The organism is Kineosporia corallincola, from assembly GCF_018499875.1.
In the GTDB taxonomy this organism is placed as follows: domain Bacteria; phylum Actinomycetota; class Actinomycetes; order Actinomycetales; family Kineosporiaceae; genus Kineosporia; species Kineosporia corallincola.
The window spans coordinates 224251-239904 of sequence record NZ_JAHBAY010000006.1; the positions used below are offsets into that span (position 1 = coordinate 224251).

The following is a 15654-nucleotide window of genomic DNA, read 5'->3' on the forward strand; positions in this document are numbered from 1 at the left end:
CGGATCGCCGGCCGGAGACGCGGAAGGGGCGCCCGGCCGTCGGCCGGGCGCCCCTTCCGGGAGACGTGCGGGGATCAGGTGGCCGAGATCCAGCCCAGGCTCAGCGCGCCGAGCAGCATGAGGCCGAGCACGATCCGGTACCAGACGAAGACGTACACGCTGTGCCGCTCCACGAACTTGAGCAGCCAGGCGATGATCGCGTAGCCGACCACGAACGCCACCAGGGTGGCCACGACCATCTGGGCGGTGCTGACGCCGCTGTCACCCGCGGTCACGTCGCCGAGGCTGAACAGGCCGGAGGCGACCACGGCCGGGATGGCCAGCAGGAACGAGTAGCGCACGGCCACGGCCCGCTTGAGGCCGATGGCCAGACCGGCGGTGATCGTGCCGCCGGAGCGGGAGACACCGGGGATCAGGGCCATCGCCTGGGCGAAGCCCAGGATGATGCCGTCCTTGACGGTCAGGCTGTCGTAGTCGCGGCGCTGCGGGCCGAACCGCTCGGCCAGGCCGAGCACGATGCCGAAGATCACCAGCATGCTGGAGACCAGCCAGAGGTTGCGGGCCGGCTCCTTGATCGCGTCCTCGAACAGCAGGCCGAGCACGCCGATCGGGATGGTGCCGATGATGACCAGCCACGCCATCCGGTAGTCGAACGTGCGGCGCACCTCGGCGTCCACGAACCCACGGCACCAGGTGATGAAGAGGTTCCAGATGTCCTTGGCGAAGTAGATGACGACAGCCGCCTCGGTCCCCAGCTGGGTGACCGCGGTGAAGGCCGCCCCGGCGTCCTTCTCGAAGAACACCTCGGCCACGATCCGCAGGTGCCCCGACGACGAGATCGGGAGGAACTCGGTGAGCCCCTGCACCAGACCGAGGACGATCACCTCTAGCCAGCTCACGGTGGTCAATACCCCTTCGTAGCGGCACGCGGCCGACCCCACCGGCTGCCGCGAGATGCCTACGCGAAATCCCTGGCGACGTCGCCAGGGATGGATGTTCTTGGTTGCGCACCGCGACATGCGGAGGAGACCTCGCGGGGACGGTGGCCCGCCGACCATACACGTCCTGACGGATCGTCAGGCAAACTCCCCGAAGTCCCGAAAACGCCCGCGACAGGCGGGGCGTCATGCAACGATCCGGCCTTCGTGGTGGTTCCGGCAGGGGCCATGAATTGTGGACGACGAACCGCTTGCATCCTCATCGCTGCACCGGGTCAGGGAATTCGCCCGTGTGCCACGGCAAAACCGGTGAGCCGCCCGGCCTTCGCCGGACGGCTCACCCGTTCAGGTCTTGTCCCGTCCCGCCGGGCACCCGCCGGCGTTCCCCTCCTGGCGCCGGATCGCCGCCAGATCGTGACCCGGCTCGGGCCTTTCGCGCCCGGATGATGAGACGAGGGTGAGGCGCTCAGCCCTTCGCGAGTTCTTCGAGCACCGTGCCGATCTCGGTCTCGGTGCGCTCACGTGTCACGCCGAGCTCGTGCAGCACCCCGGCGTCGTCCTCCCATTCGAGGTACGCGAGCAGGATGTGCTCGGTGCCGACGTAGTTGTGGCCGAGCCGCAGGGCGGTGCGCATGGTCAGCTCGAGCACCTTCTTCGCCGCCCCGTCGTAGGGGATCAGGCCGGGCGCCTCGTCCACCCGCTCCGGCAGGAGCGCCGTGGCCGCCTCGACCAGCCGCTCCTTCGTGACCCCCTGGGTCGCCAGGACCTTCAGGGCGAGCGAGTCGGCCGGGCCGGCCAGCCCGATCAGCAGATGCACGGGGACGACGTGGGCGTTACCGGCTGCCCGAGCGGCGGTGTGCGCCGTGCCCACCACGTCGCGGGCCTTCGGGGTGAACCGGCTGAAGCCCTCTTTCGGGTCGAGCGGCCCGTCGTCTGCCTTGGTGACGAAGCGCTTCTGCACGGCCTGTTTGCTCACGCCCATGCTGGCGCCGATCTCGGTCCAGGAGGCGCCGGAGCGCCTGGCCTGGTCGACGAAGTGCCCGATCAGGTGATCGGCCACCTCGCCCAGGTAGTCCCCCACCACGACGGCGCCGGACAACTGGTCCAGCGGAGCCTCATGGTTCTTCTTGATGGCCTGGATCAGATCGTCCAGACGCACGGTCGAACTGGAATCCGTCATGCGTCAACCATAGGTTGACGCATTCGGGCCGTCAACCACAGGTTGACGCTGGTGGTGGTCCTGTCGTCAGGCGGCTCGGGTGTATCCGGACGGTTCGCGGTCCCCGGCGGCCCGTTCGGCCGGGTCGGCCGGGTCGGCCGGGTCGGTCGGCAGCCCGAGCGCACCGGGCACGAGGAGCAGGCCGGGAGCCGGCTCCGCCACCCGGCGGCGGACCCGGCCACGGGAACCGGGTCGGCCGACCCGAGCGTCGTCGTGGGCCGGAGCGTCGTCGTCAACCCGAGCGTCGTCGCCAACCCGAGCGTCGTCGCCAACCCGAGCGTCGTCGTCAACCCGAGCGTCGTCGCCAACCCGAGCGTCGTCGTCAACCCGAGCGTCGTCGTCAACCCGAGCGTCGTCGTCAACCCGAGCGTCGTCGTCAACCCGAGCGTCGTCGTCGGTAGCGACGGACGCCGCCTGGCTGCTCGCGATGCCGCTGCGGATCTCTCCCACTCGCACGGCGAATGCCTCACGCGACTCGACGCCGGCTGACGCACCGGAAGGGGCCGAGGCCCCGGAGGAGACCGGCGCACCGGAAGAGGCCGACACCCCCGCAGCCGCCGAAGCCCCGACGAGCACCGGCGACTCGACAGCCACCGATGATCCGGCCGCTTCCGACCATCCGGCAGCCACCGACGATCCAGCCGCCACCGATGATCCGACGGCCACCGACCATCCGGCAGCCACCGGGGCGAGGGCCTCCAGCGGCTCCCGGGCTCCGGCGGGAGCGGAATCCGCTTCCGGCTGAGCGGCTTTCGCCGTCCTTGATTGGTAGACCGTGCCGATGTAGATGCCGGCCAGCAGCACCAGGCCACCGCCGACCTGGCCGGCCCCGGCGGGCTCGCCCAGCACCAGGATGCCGATGGCGGTGGCGACCAGCGTCTCGAGGTTGAGGAAAACGCCCGCGATGTGCGGCTCCACGCCGGTCTGCCCGTAGGCGAAAAGGGTGAAGGGGAGCACCGTTCCGAGCACCGCCAGGGCCAGGCCGGCAAGCAGCGCGGAGCCGGTCAGGCCGTTCTGGCCGGGCACCGGCAGGTCCTCGGTGAGCAGTGCGAAGGGCAGCACCGCGACGGCCGAGGCGAAGAACTGCGCGGTGCTCACCGCGATCACGTCCTGCCCGGGCAGCAGCCGGGCCTGGAGCATGGTGAAGGCCGCGCCGATCGCTACCGAGCCGAGCACGATCACGTCGCCGAGCACGGTGGATCCGGCGCCGCCCGCGCCGGCCACCACGACGATGCCGGTCAGCGAGAGCGCGAAACCGGCCCAGGCGATCGGCCCGACGCGGGCCCCGTTGAACACCACGGCGAGCACCGCCACGATCACCGGCACCGACCCGAGCAGCAGGGCCGCATGGGTGACGCTGGTGCGCTCCAGACCCAGGTTCTGCAACAGCACGCACGCGCCGTAGCCGAAGGCACCGTAGAACCAGAGCGCCGGGCGCACCGTGCGCAGCTTCGGCCGCACCAGCAGCACGATCACCAGACCGGCCACGGCGAACCGGAACACGGTGAGCCAGGCGGGGCCGAAACCGGCGAACGCCGCCTTGCTCAGCGGCACCGTGGTGCCCCAGGTCACACCGGCGACGGTGAGCGCGGCGAGGGCGGAGGTACGACGGTCGGAGAAGCGGGCGAGGAGGGCACCGAGGCGGGGCGGACGAGCGGCGAACATGCTTGCCATCATGCGCTGCACATATAGATAAATCGGGCAGTCGGCGATCTGGCCAACTATTCTTCGGTGATATGGCCGTTGAGCTTGATGAAATTGACGTAAAGCTGCTGACGCAGCTCCAGCAGGACGCCGATCGGACGAATCTCGAGCTGGCCGAGCTGGTGGGGCTGTCGCCCGCCGCCACCCTGCACCGGGTGCGGCGGCTCAAGGAGAGCGGTGCGATCCGGATCATCAGCGCCCAGGTCGACGCCGCGGCGGTCGGCTTCCCGCTCACCGTGTTCATGGCCGTCACCACCGGAAACGCCCGTGCCACCGAGCGGTTCGAGCGTGAGGTGCAGCTGCTGCCGCAGGTGGTCGCGGCCGAGACGGTGGCCGGCGAGATGGACTACTGGGTCACGGTGGTGGCTCGCGACGTGGAGGACCTGGAGCACACACTGACCCGGATCGCCACGCACGGGGGCGGCCGGGTGGTCACCTATCTGCGCCTCAAACAACTGAAACCGCCCACCCCGCTGCCGCTTCTGCCGAGCTCGACGACCCGGCAGCGCCGCCGCGGCTGACCCGACCGGTTCAGCGGGGGTGCCCGGCGTAGGTGCCGAAGTACCAGGTGTTGCCCTCCGGGTCCTGGGCGGCGAAGTCGGTGGAGCCGTAGTCGGTCGTCATCAGTTCCGTGGTGATCGTGGCACCGGCCGCGCGGGCGCGCTCGCAGAGGGCCGCGATCTTCGGGCCGGGCACCACCACATAGCAACTGAAACCGCCCACCTGGATGGGTTTGCCGTCGTCCCGGGCCGACCCGAGCATCACCCCGCCGCCGGGCGGCCAGCTCAGCTCGGCGTGGTCCACCCGGTCACCCTCACCGTGACAGACGGTCTGTTCGAAGCCGAAAGCCTCGATCAGGAAGGCGATCAGGGCGCGGGCGTCACGGGCCCGGAAGGTCGGCCAGACGGTGGGCGGAGGCGGCGCGGCATTGCCGGTCGCGGCGTTCCCGGTCACGGCGTTCCCGGTCGCGGCATTCCCGGTCGCGGTGTTCTGGCTCGCGGGGGTCGGCGTCGTGGAGTTCGGTGTCTCAGGGGTCGGCGTCATGGGGTCAGCCTGGCTGATCGGCGCCCTCGGGCCCCGGGACACGGGAGGTTGCGCCGGACGTGTCGGAGGCGGTCGTGCGGCCGGTGGCCAGGCCGCCAGGTGAGGCTGCCAGGTGGCCAGGCGTCCACCCGGTCGTGAGGAAGGCGCGGCCCCCTGCGTGGGAGCCGCGCCTTCGGTGGACGATCGACGGACGGGATGCGGGCGGGCCGCCGTCCGCTCACCCGTTGTTGATGCCGGTGTCCGGGTGCAGCGGATGGGTGGGCTCGAAGTGGCGGGGGTCGAGGTTGCGGGAGTCGAGGTTGCGGGAGTCGGCGCCCAGCCAGGGAGCAAGGACGACGGTGCCGATCAGCATGAGGATCACAATCAAGGAAGCCATACATCCATTGTGTTCTTTTTGGCCTTGCACCCCATAGCCAATCCGACGACACTGGCCACATGCCAACCGCTCGGAGACAGCCAATTCAGCAACGTGGGCGCGTCAGTGCTCGAGAACTGATGCCACTTCTCACGGATTGGCGTTCCACCGAGGGTGTGCCCGGCTATCGCGCGCTGGCCGACCGGCTGCGGCTGCTGGTGCTCGACGGCCGGCTGCCGGTCGACACCGTGCTGCCCTCGGAACGCACGCTGGCCGAGGCCCTTCAGACCAGCCGCACCACCACCACGTCGGCCTACCGGCTGCTGCGCGAGTCCGGCTTCGCCGAGGGCAGCCAGGGCGCGGGCACCTGGACCACGCTGCCGCGCGACAGCAAGCTGGAGTCGCCGATCTGGCCGGAGCATCTGAGCGGCGAGGCCGACCCGTCGGGGGCCCGCGGCGACTTCTCCTCGGCCGCGCTAGAGGCACCGGCCGAGCTGTACCCGGCCTACCAGGCCGCGCTCGCCGAGCTGCCCCGGTTCCTGCCCGGCAACGGCTACGTCACCAGCGGCCTGCCCATCCTGCGCGAGGGCATCGCCCGTTACTACACCGACTCCGGGCTGCCGACCACGCCCGAGCAGATCCTGGTCACCAACGGCGCGCTCCAGGCCCTGCACCTGGCGCTCGGCGTGGTGCTGGAGCGCGGCGACCGGGTGCTGGTCGAGCACCCCACCTACCCGGCCGCGGCGCAGGCCATCCGTGAGCTCGGCGGGCGCTGCGTGCCCCTGCCCGTGGAGGCCGGGTGGGACATCTCCCGCACCGCCAACCTGATCCGGCAGACCGGTGCGCACCTGGCCTACCTGATGGCCGACTTCCACAATCCGACCGGGCGCCTGCTCGGCGAGGCCGGGCGCCGCGAGCTGGGCGCGATGATCGCCGACACCGGCTGCCGGATCATCGTGGACGAGACGATGCGCGAGGTGGACCTGCGCGCCGCGCTGCCGGCCGTGCGGGCGGGCCGGCCGGTGCCCGGGCGGTTGCCGATGCCCCGGCCGGTGGCCGCCTTCGCCCCGGCCGAGCACGTGATCACCCTGGGCTCGGCCTCCAAGACGTTCTGGGGCGGCCTGCGGATCGGCTGGATCCGGGCCTCGCAGCCCCTGATCCGCCGGCTCGCCCTGGCCCGCGGCAACCAGGACCTGGGTGGCCCGCTGCTGGAGCAGCTGGCCACCGTGCACCTGCTGGAGAACCTCGGCCCGATCACCACCCAGCGTCAGCAACTGCTGGCCGAGCGCTGCGTGGCGCTGCACGACGCGCTGGCCGAGCGCTTCCCGGACTGGGTGCTGCCGCTGCCGGAGGGCGGCCTCTCGCTCTGGTGTCACCTGCCCGAGCCCCGCAGTTCGCACATGGCCGCAGCCGCCCGGTCGCTCGGCGTATGGGTCACCCCCGGGCCACGTTTCGGGCTGGACGGGGCGTTCGAGGCACGCATCCGGCTGCCGTTCGCCCGGCCCGTTCCCGACCTGGTGGCGATGGCCGACGTGCTGGCCCGGGCCTGGCACTCGCGGGGCCGCGCCGCGCCGTTCGACGACGACCGCACCACGGTGTGACCGGCCGGCCGCCGATGAGTTCCGCGGCCCCGGACCGTCTCAATCCCATCACGTCCGACTTCACATCCGAGCGAGGAGCAGCTCATGTGCCGCAACATCCGCACCCTGGCCAACTTCGAGCCGCCCGCCACGACCGACGAGATCGAGGCCGCGGCCTTGCAGTACGTGCGCAAGGTGGCCGGCACGACCCATCCCTCGCGGGCCAACGAGGAGGCATTCGCCCGGGCGGTGGCGGCGATCACCGCGCAGACCCACCTGCTGCTCGACGAGCTGGTCACCACGGCGCCGCCGAAGGACCGGGAGGTGGAGGCGGCCAAGGCGCGGGCGCGTAACGAGGCCCGGTTCGGGAGCCGCTGAGGAGTCAGCCGCCGAGGAGTCACCGCGAAGAACCTTGGGGGACGACGCGAGAACCGGCCCGCTTCGTCGTCCACAAGTTCTTGCCCGAATGCTCTATTCCCGATCACGCTGCGGGCGAAAAGCCAGATCCGTGGCCCCGGCGGCGTGCCAGGCGACCGTTCACCGTCGTAACGTCGTGACGTGACGATCTCCCCGGATCTGTGGCCCGACCATCTGCCCACCACGCTCGGGGCGCTGCGCGCCTCCGGCCATGTGCACCGCAGTGTGAAGCAGGAGATCTCGGCCAACCTGCTGGAACTGATGCGGGCCGGCAAACCGCGCTTCCCGGGCGTGGTCGGCTTCGACGAGACGGTGCTGCCCGACCTGGAACGCGCCCTGCTGGCCGGGCACGACCTGGTGCTGCTGGGTGAGCGCGGCCAGGGCAAGACCCGGCTGATCCGCACGATCGTCGGCCTGCTCGACGAGTGGACGCCGGTGATCGAGGGCGCCGAGCTGAACGAGCACCCGTACGCGCCGATCACCCCGTCCTCGATCCGCCGGGCCGCCGAGTACGGCGACGACCTGCCGGTGGCCTGGGTGCACCGCGAGGCCCGCTACGCCGAGAAGCTGGCCACGCCCGACACCAGCGTCGGCGACCTGATCGGCGACGTCGACCCGATGAAGGTGGCCGAGGGCCGCACGCTGGGCGACCCCGACACCATCCACTTCGGCCTGGTGCCGCGCATGCACCGCGGCATCATGGCCGTCAACGAACTGCCCGACCTGGCCGAGCGCATCCAGGTGGCGCTGCTGAACGTGCTGGAGGAGCGCGACGTGCAGGTGCGCGGCTACGTGCTGCGGCTCGACCTCGACCTGCTGCTCCTGGCCAGCGCCAACCCGGAGGACTACACCAACCGCGGCCGCATCATCACGCCGCTGAAAGACCGCTTCGGCGCGGAGATCCGCACCCACTACCCGGTCGACCTCGACCTGGAGATCGAGCTGGTGCGGCAGGAGGCCGAGCTGGTCGCCGTGCTGCCCGACCACCTGGTCGAGGTGCTGGCCCGGTTCACCCGGGCGGTGCGCGAGTCCAACGCCGTCGACCAGCGTTCCGGTGTGTCGGCCCGGTTCTCGATCGCCGCCGCGGAGAGCGTGGCGGCCGCCGCGCTGCGCCGGGCGGTGCTGACCGGTGAGCTGACCGGCCGGCCCGACGACGGCGCCCGGGCGGTGGCCCGGGTCGGCGACACCGAGGGGATCACCGGAACCCTGCGCGGCAAGGTGGAGTTCGAGGCGGACGGCGAGGGTCGCGAGATGGAGCTTCTCGACCATCTGCTGCGCCGGTCGGTGGCCGAGACCTGGCGTAACCGGCTGGGTGGCGTCGACCTCACCGGATTCGTCGCGGCGGTGGCCGAGGGCGAGGGCGTGTCCACCGGCGACAGCGTGCCGTCGGCCGACCTGCTGGCCCAGCTCGGCACCGTGCCCGGCCTGTCCATCGTGCTGGAGCGGCTCGGGTTCGATGACGTGCCCGGCCCGGCCGACGCCGCGTCCGCCATCGAGTTCACGCTCGAGGGGCTGCATCTCACCCGGCGCCTGGCCAAGGACTTCCTCGACGACGGGCGCACCGTGTACGGCGGCGACGGCGAATGAGCCCACGCCGGCGCGATCCCCGTTACCGGTACGGTCCGTGGCGCGGCGGACCCGACCCCCTGGCTCCTCCGTACGACGTGCGGCGTGCGCTCGACGCCCTCGGTGACCGGGTGCTCAGCGGCGACAACGTGCGCGAGGCGCTGCGCGACCTGCTGCGGCGTGGCCTGCCCGACGAGAACGGGCGGCGCACCGGGCTGGACGACCTGCGCGCCCGGGCCGAGCGCCGGCGGCGTGAGACCTCACGGCGCGGGCGGCTCGACGGTGCGGTCACCCGGGCCCGGGCCCAGCTCGACCAGGCGCTGGCGGCGGAGAGGGAAGAGCTCTCGCTGCGGGACGGCGACGACGCCCGGTTCGCCGAGACCCAGCTGGACGCGCTCCCCCGGTCCACGGCCGCGGCGGTGCAGGAGCTGTCGGAGTACCGCTGGTCCTCGAGGGAGGCCGAGCAGATCTACCGGCAGATCCTCGACGGCCTGCGCACCGACGTGATCGACCAGCAGTTCAACGGCATGCGCAACGCCCTCCAGGGGCTGGGGCCCGACGCCGACCCGCAGCAGCGGGCGGCGGCCACGGCCGCCGTGAACGAGATGCTCGACGACCTGAACGGGTTGCTGGAGAAGCATTCCCGGGGCGAGGACACGCCCGAGGACTTCCAGCGGTTCATGGACCGGCACGGTCGGATGTTCCCCGACGACCCGCAGAACGTCGAGGAACTCATCGACTCGCTGGCCCGGCAGGCCGCGGCGGCGGAACGGCTGATGAACGCCCTGAGCCCGCAGCAGCGCGAGGAGCTCCAGGGGCTGATGCAGCAGGCCCTGGGCGACTCCGGCCTGGCCTCGAAGATGGGGCAGCTGACCGACAACCTGCGGGCCCTGCGACCAGGCGAGGGCTGGGGCTCCGGCCGGGGCGAGGGCCGGCGCATGCGGGGCCAGGGCGAGATGGGTTACGGCGAGGCGGCGGGGGCCCTGCAAGACCTGGCCGACCTCGACGACCTGATCGACCAGCTCGACCAGGGCCATCCGGGTGCCACGCTCGACGACATCGACGTGGAGACGGTGGAGCGCTCACTCGGCGCCGGGGCGGCCGCCGACGTGCGGGCGTTGCAGGAGCTGGAACGCGAGCTGGAACGGCAGGGCTGGCTGACCCGGGCCGACGGCGCGCTCACCCTCTCGCCCAAGGCCCTGCGGCGGCTCGGCCAGACCGCGCTGCGCCAGGTGTTCGCGCACCTGGGTTCCGGGCGGCGGGGCGAGCACGACCTCCGGGACGCCGGTGCGGCCGGCGAGGCCACCGGCGCCTCCCGGCGCTGGGAGTTCGGTGACGAGCAGCCGCTCGACGTGGTGCGCTCGCTGCGCAACGCCGTGCAGCGTTCGGCGGGCAGCGGGCAGAGCGGAATCACGCTGCTGGCCGAGGATTTCGAGGTGGTCGAGACCGAGCGCCGGGCCTCCGCGGCGGTGGCGCTGTGCGTGGACCTGTCGTACTCGATGATCTCCGAGGGCCGCTGGGGCCCGATGAAGGAGACGGCGCTGGCGCTGGCCCACCTGGTGGCCACGCGATTCCCGCAGGACGCACTCCAGATCGTCGGTTTCGGCCGCTACGCCTCCCGGCTGTCGGTGGAGCAGCTGGCCGCCATCGAGCCGGACTACGTGCAGGGCACCAACCTCCAGCACGCCCTGTCCATCGCCGGCCGGCACCTGCGCCGCCACCCGGACGCCGAGCCGGTGGTGCTGGTGGTCACCGACGGCGAGCCGACGGCCCACCTGACGCCCGACGGCAGCGCGTTCTTCGACTACCCGCCCTCACCGGCCACGATCAGCGCCACGGTGACCGAGGTGGACGCCCTGACCCGCTACGGCGCCGCGATCAACATGTTCATGCTGGGTGAGAACGCCGGCCTGCGCCGGTTTGTCGACGCGATCGCCCGGCGCAACGGCGGCCGGGTGTTCACGCCGGGTCTCGACAACCTGGGCGAGTACGTGGTCAGCGACTACCTGACGGCGCGGAAGGGGCGGCGCTAGGCGCGGATTCGCTGGGCCCGGGTTCGCTGGGCCGAACGGGTCGAGTGCTCCTCGTCGTCCCCCTGTTGGTCAAGATCGGTCAGCGGGATGCCGACGATGGCCGAGTCCGCACACTCATACCGTCAGGGGACGCCCATGGCCGACATCCTCGTGATCGACGACGACCCGGATATCCGTGACCTGCTCTTCGACGCCCTGAGCGGTGCCGGGCACGCGGTCCGGCTCGCCCACGACGGCCACACCGGGCTGGAGGCGGCGGCCGGGCTGCCGCCCGACCTGGTGGTGCTGGACTGGATGCTGCCCGAGCACAGCGGCCTGGAGATCTGCCGGGCGATGCGCGCCGACCGGGCCCTGTCGTCGGTGCGGGTGCTGATGCTCTCGGCCCGCGGCACCGAGTCGGACATCGAGTTCGGCCAGCAGGCCGGCGCGGACGGCTACATCGTCAAGCCGTTCAGCCCGCGCGCGCTGGTCTGGCGGGTGGAGTCGATGCTGGCCCAGGAGCACCAGGTGATCGACGCGACCCCGGACGAGTGAGAAGCGTTATGACCAGGCCCGGTTCGCCCCCTCGCGCGGGGGCGGACCGGGCCTGATCGGGTTGGCGGGCCTCAGAGGCGCAGCGGGGCCGGGACCAGGTTGATGGCCGGCAGGCTCACGATGAACGTGGCCCCCTCGTCGGCGGCACTGCGCACGCCGATCGTGCCGTGGTGCGCCTCCACGATCTGCCGCACCACCGCCAGGCCCAGCCCGGTGCCCTGGATCGCCTGCCGCCGGGCCTGCTCGGTGCGGAAGAAGCGGGTGAACAGCTGGTCCTGCTCCTCGGTCGGGATGCCGATCCCGGTGTCGGTCACCTGGATCTCGACGGCGGGACGGGTGACATCCGGCACCGAGGCCGACACGGTCACCGTGCCGCCGGCGGTGGAGAACTTCACCGCGTTCGAGAGCAGGTTCAGCAGAACACGTTCCAGCTGCGAGCGATTGCCGATCAAGCAGGGCAGGCCGACCGGGACGCGCACGTCGAGCTCGACGCCCTGGGACTCCATCGCCGGGCCGAGCACACCCGCGGCGGTGCCGACCAGGTCGGTCAGGTCGACCTCCTCGTCCATCCGGGCGGCCACGCCGGAGTCCACCTTCGACAGCGTCAGCAGGTCTTCGACCAGGGTGAGCAGCCGGCGGGAGTTCCGGTCGATCACCTGGATCATGCGCCGGTGCGAGGGGTCGTCGTCACCGGCCAGCAGCATCTCCGCGTAGCCGGTGATGCTGGTCAGCGGGGTGCGCAGCTCGTGGCTCACGGTGGCCACGAATTCGCCCTTCAGCCGGTCGAGTTCGCGCAGTTCCTCCTCCACCTGCTTCTGCCGGCTGATGTCGACGTAGATCGCCCCGATCGCGAACCGCCGTCCGGTGCCGTCGACCACCGGGTAACGGACGACGAGGAAGGTGCGGTCCTCGCCGTCCACCGACCAGATCTCCTCGCCCTCCACCTTGTCGGCGCCGTCCAGGCAGGCCTGCTCGACGGACGTCAGTTTGCGCCGGTCGAGCACGGCCGGGCGGGCGGCGGAGGCGGTGGGGCGCAACCGGTCGAACTCGGCGTTGGTCAGCAGACTGCGGCCGTTCGCGTCCCGCACGCAGATCGCGGCCGGGGCGTGATCGACCACGCCGCGCAGGATCTCGGCGGTCTCCCGGCGCTCCTGGTCGATGGTGCGGGCCTGGGCGGCCAGGCGGCGGCCGGCCAGGGCGTGCTCGATCGCCGGGGCCAGGCGCACCAGGCGGTCTTTCAGCAGGTAGTCGGTGGCGCCCAGGCGCAGCGAGTTGACGCAGGTGTCCTCGTCCATGATCCCGCTGACCACGATGAGCGGGATGTCGATCTGGAGCTCGGTCAGCATCCGCAGGGCATCCGGTGCGGTCATCGAGGGCAGGGAGTAGTCGCACAGCACGATGTCCGGCTGCTCGCCCAGCCCGGAGACGAACTCCTCCGGGGTCTCCGCCCGGGTCCAGATCGGTTCGTAACCAGCGCGTTTCAGCTCCAGCAGGAGCAGCTCCGCGTCGTCGGGACGGTCCTCGACGATCAGCAGCCGCAGTGGCGATGGCATGCTTTCTCCCGTTTTTCGATCCGGATCCCCATCATGCGAGCACGCCCCGGCGGACATGGGGCGGCTGGTTATGGACCAGCCAGTACCGGCCGATCTCGAGCACCGTTCCGAAGTAGGTCTCGATCTCGACCGGCTTGACGATGTAGCTGTTCGCGCCGAGCGCGTAACAGGCCTCCAGGTCGCCGTCCTCGGCCGAGGACGTCATCATCACCACCGGCACCTCGGAGAGCACCGGGTGAGAACGGATCTCGCGCAGCACGTCGATGCCGGAGAGCATCGGCATCTTGATGTCGAGCAGCACCGCCCGGGGCAGGTCGGCCAGGTCCCGGCCGGTCCACTCGCCCCGGCCCAGCAGCAGGTCGAGAGCCTCCACCCCGTCCTTGGCCGCCTCCACCCGGCCGGGGAAGTGCCCTCGGCGCAGGGCGTGGAGGGCCAGTTCCCGGTCGTGCGGGCTGTCTTCCACCAGCAGCAGCCAGGGCGGGAACGCGGCGCTCATCGCAGTTCACCGTTGGGCACGGGCAAGGTGAATCCCATCGTCGCTCCCACGCCTGGTTCTCCCACGGCGGACAGCTGCCCGCCGTGCCTTTGCACGATCCGCTGCGACAGCGCCAGGCCGATGCCGGTGCCCGCGAACTCCTCGTGGTGGTGCAGTCTCTGGAACACCTGGCCGAGCTTGGCCGCGTAGCGCATGTCGAACCCCGCGCCGTTGTCCTTGACCAGGTACATCACGGTGTCCGGCACCTTCAGCGGGTCGGGCCCGGGCTGCGGCGCCTCGTCCTCCTCCGCCACCTCGGCCCGCACCTCGACCCGGGCCGCGTCCTTCTTGCCGGTGTACTTGATCGCGTTGTCCAGCAGGTTCATCCACACCTGCTGGATCAGCCGGCCGTCCCCGAAGGCCGGTGGAAGCGGTGCCAGCACGAACTCGATGTCCCGTCCCTCGCGGGCCGGTTCCAGGGCGTTCCAGCAGTCCTGGGCCAGGGTCGTCATGTCGATCGGACGGGACTGCATCTCCTGCCGCTGCATGCGGGAGAAGGCCAGCAGCGCGTCGATGAGACTGCCCATGTGCTCGGCGTTCTCGGTGACCTTGGTGAGGTACTTCAGGGCCTCGGGCGGCATCTGCGACCCGTACTCCTCGGACATGATCCGGGCGAACCCGCTCATCGCCCGCAGCGGGGCGCGCAGGTCGTGGGACACGCTGTAGGAGAACGCCTCCAGCTCGGCGTTGACGGCGGCCAGGTCGGCGGCCTTCTGCTCCAGCTGCACCGTGCGCTCGGCCACCCGGCTCTCCAGCAGCTCGGTCAGCTCCTGGCTGGCCTGCTGGAGCGCCCGCTGCTCGGACACGTCGTGCGTGACCTTCACGTAGCCCTGGAGGCGGCCCTGCTCGTCGCGCATCGCCGAGATCGAGGCGTGGGCCCAGAACACCGACCCGTCGTGGCGCACCCGCTTGCCCTCGACGTTGATCTTGCCCTGGGCCGCCGCGTCGGCCAGGATCCGGGCCGGCAACCCGGCGTGCTGGTCGGCCGCGTCGAAGAACGAGGCGTAGGGCAGGCCGATCGCCTCGTCGGAGGAGTAGCCCTGGATGCGTTCCGCCGCAGCACTCCAGGAGTGCACCTTGCCACAGGCGTCGAGCATGATGATCGCGTAGTCCGAGGCCCCCTCGAGCAGCTGGCCCAGCCGGTCCAGCTCGTTGCGGCTGCGCTCGGCGAACTGCCAGCTGTCGGTGACGTCGGTCCAGATCATCAACGCGCCCGGCTCGTCGTCCTCCAGCCGGATCGGCTGACCGGACAACAACATTCGCCGCGCCGGGTTCCCGTCGCCGTACACCACGTTGACCAGGGCGCGGGTGAACCCGGCACCGCCGAGGACGTCCTCGACCGGCGTCAGCTCGGTGGTCTCGTCGACCGCGGGACGGCCGTCCGGGCCGGCGTTCACCGGGTGCACGCGCGCGTACCGCGGCACCACCTCGCCCACCGACACCCCGAACCGGCCCAGCGCGGCGGCGGCCGCCGGATTCGCGTGGTGCAGCACCCGGTCCGACCCGATCACCGCCATCGATGCCTCGGACGCCCCCCACAGCAGGTCGATCAGTGCGCTGCCGTCGGTGACCGGCGGGACGAAACCGGCGGCGATCGACGACGCCAGTGCGGCAGGCGCCTGATAGGTACTGCTCACGTCCGGCCCCCGTCCTCAGCCCGGTTCTAGCAACAGCTCGGTCCTGGCTCCCGGATCACCAGGCGTGCTCGGTGACGGAGGGGATCGGCCGGCCGGTGATCGCCTCGTCGACCGCGTCCAGCAGGGCGTGTGCGGCGAACGGCTTGGTCAGGTACGCGGCTCCGAGCTCGTGCCCGCGCAGGATGTCCCGCTCCCGGGCGGAGGCCGAGACGAAGATCGCCGGGATGTCGTGCTTGCCCTGCCGCAGTCGGGTGAGCAGGTCGAAGCCGTCCATGCCGGGCAGGCCGACATCGAGCACGTAGGCGTCGGGGGCACCGAACTGGTCTACCGAGTCCAGGGCGAGATCCGCGTCGGGCATCGCGATGACGCGGTGGCCGACCATGACCAGCCGCATGGAGATCAGATCACGCACGTCCGGGTCGTCCTCGACCACCAGCAGTCGGGCCACGGTGCCTCCTCGTTCGCGGATGTCCGGGGGAAATCGCTTGTCAGCGTTCCATCGGCGCGAGGGAGGGGTTTTCTACAGCGTCAGGGCCCGG

General features: G+C 71.3%; 15 protein-coding genes. 6 read left to right on the forward strand and 9 right to left on the reverse strand.

Going from position 1 to position 15654, the window contains the following annotated elements; translation table 11 throughout:
• Positions 1-74: 74 nt before the first annotated feature.
• The 3 genes from KIH74_RS16280 to KIH74_RS16290 form a co-directional block, all read right to left on the reverse strand.
• Positions 75-899 carry an undecaprenyl-diphosphate phosphatase gene (locus tag KIH74_RS16280; RefSeq protein ID WP_308113823.1) on the reverse strand — a complete coding sequence of 275 codons (825 nt, stop codon included), beginning with the start codon at positions 897-899 and terminating at the stop codon, positions 75-77.
• 505 nt (positions 900-1404) lie between these two features.
• The gene (locus KIH74_RS16285) at positions 1405-2118 is read right to left on the reverse strand and encodes a Clp protease N-terminal domain-containing protein (protein WP_214156793.1); all 714 of its coding nucleotides are present in this window, start codon (positions 2116-2118) and stop codon (positions 1405-1407) included.
• A gap of 66 nt (positions 2119-2184) precedes the next feature.
• Positions 2185-3822 carry a DMT family transporter gene (locus KIH74_RS16290; RefSeq protein ID WP_214156794.1) on the reverse strand — a complete coding sequence of 546 codons (1638 nt, stop codon included), beginning with the start codon at positions 3820-3822 and terminating at the stop codon, positions 2185-2187.
• Between the two features lie 71 nt (positions 3823-3893).
• Here KIH74_RS16290 and KIH74_RS16295 point away from each other — a divergent pair, with 71 nt between their 5' ends.
• The gene (locus KIH74_RS16295) at positions 3894-4382 is read left to right on the forward strand and encodes an Lrp/AsnC family transcriptional regulator (RefSeq protein ID WP_214156795.1); all 489 of its coding nucleotides are present in this window, start codon (positions 3894-3896) and stop codon (positions 4380-4382) included.
• A gap of 10 nt (positions 4383-4392) precedes the next feature.
• Here the strand turns inward: KIH74_RS16295 and KIH74_RS16300 are convergent, their stop codons facing one another.
• Together KIH74_RS16300 and KIH74_RS16305 are read right to left on the reverse strand one after the other, a co-directional pair.
• Positions 4393-4905, reverse strand: coding sequence for a VOC family protein (locus KIH74_RS16300; RefSeq protein WP_214156796.1), 513 nt, complete (start codon positions 4903-4905; stop codon positions 4393-4395).
• Between the two features lie 217 nt (positions 4906-5122).
• Positions 5123-5281: a hypothetical protein gene (locus KIH74_RS16305; RefSeq protein ID WP_214156797.1), complete on the reverse strand. Its 159-nt coding sequence runs from the start codon at positions 5279-5281 to the stop codon at positions 5123-5125.
• A gap of 59 nt (positions 5282-5340) precedes the next feature.
• On the opposite strand from KIH74_RS16305, the gene yczR reads away from it, so the two are divergent.
• The 5 genes from yczR (at position 5341) to KIH74_RS16330 (ending at position 11390) form a co-directional block, all read left to right on the forward strand.
• Entirely contained in the window at positions 5341-6861 is a 1521-nt protein-coding gene (yczR, locus tag KIH74_RS16310; protein ID WP_443669980.1) for a MocR-like transcription factor YczR, read from the forward strand.
• 84 nt (positions 6862-6945) lie between these two features.
• Positions 6946-7218 (forward strand): DUF2277 domain-containing protein, encoded by a 273-nt coding sequence (locus tag KIH74_RS16315; protein ID WP_214156799.1) that lies wholly within the window; start codon positions 6946-6948, stop codon positions 7216-7218.
• 180 nt (positions 7219-7398) lie between these two features.
• Complete coding sequence (locus KIH74_RS16320) at positions 7399-8844, forward strand: magnesium chelatase ATPase subunit I (RefSeq protein ID WP_214156800.1); 1446 nt, start codon at positions 7399-7401, stop codon at positions 8842-8844.
• Positions 8841-10856 carry a vWA domain-containing protein gene (locus KIH74_RS16325; protein WP_214156801.1) on the forward strand — a complete coding sequence of 672 codons (2016 nt, stop codon included), beginning with the start codon at positions 8841-8843 and terminating at the stop codon, positions 10854-10856. Before KIH74_RS16320 ends, KIH74_RS16325 begins: the two co-directional genes overlap by 4 nt.
• Before the next feature lie 135 nt (positions 10857-10991).
• A complete protein-coding gene (locus tag KIH74_RS16330) occupies positions 10992-11390 on the forward strand; it encodes a response regulator transcription factor (protein WP_214156802.1) in 399 nt (132 codons plus the stop codon).
• Between the two features lie 71 nt (positions 11391-11461).
• Here the strand turns inward: KIH74_RS16330 and KIH74_RS16335 are convergent, their stop codons facing one another.
• From KIH74_RS16335 to KIH74_RS16350, 4 genes are read right to left on the reverse strand one after another with little or no spacing between them, the layout of a single operon-like run.
• Entirely contained in the window at positions 11462-12943 is a 1482-nt protein-coding gene (locus KIH74_RS16335) for an ATP-binding response regulator (RefSeq protein ID WP_214156803.1), read from the reverse strand.
• A gap of 31 nt (positions 12944-12974) precedes the next feature.
• Complete coding sequence (locus KIH74_RS16340; protein WP_214156804.1) at positions 12975-13439, reverse strand: response regulator; 465 nt, start codon at positions 13437-13439, stop codon at positions 12975-12977.
• Positions 13436-15115 carry a sensor histidine kinase gene (locus KIH74_RS16345; RefSeq protein WP_214156805.1) on the reverse strand — a complete coding sequence of 560 codons (1680 nt, stop codon included), beginning with the start codon at positions 15113-15115 and terminating at the stop codon, positions 13436-13438. The genes KIH74_RS16340 and KIH74_RS16345 overlap by 4 nt, the downstream gene beginning before the upstream one ends.
• A 55-nt stretch (positions 15116-15170) precedes the next feature.
• A complete protein-coding gene (locus KIH74_RS16350; protein ID WP_214156806.1) occupies positions 15171-15563 on the reverse strand; it encodes a response regulator transcription factor in 393 nt (130 codons plus the stop codon).
• Between the last annotated feature and the right edge of the window lie 91 nt (positions 15564-15654).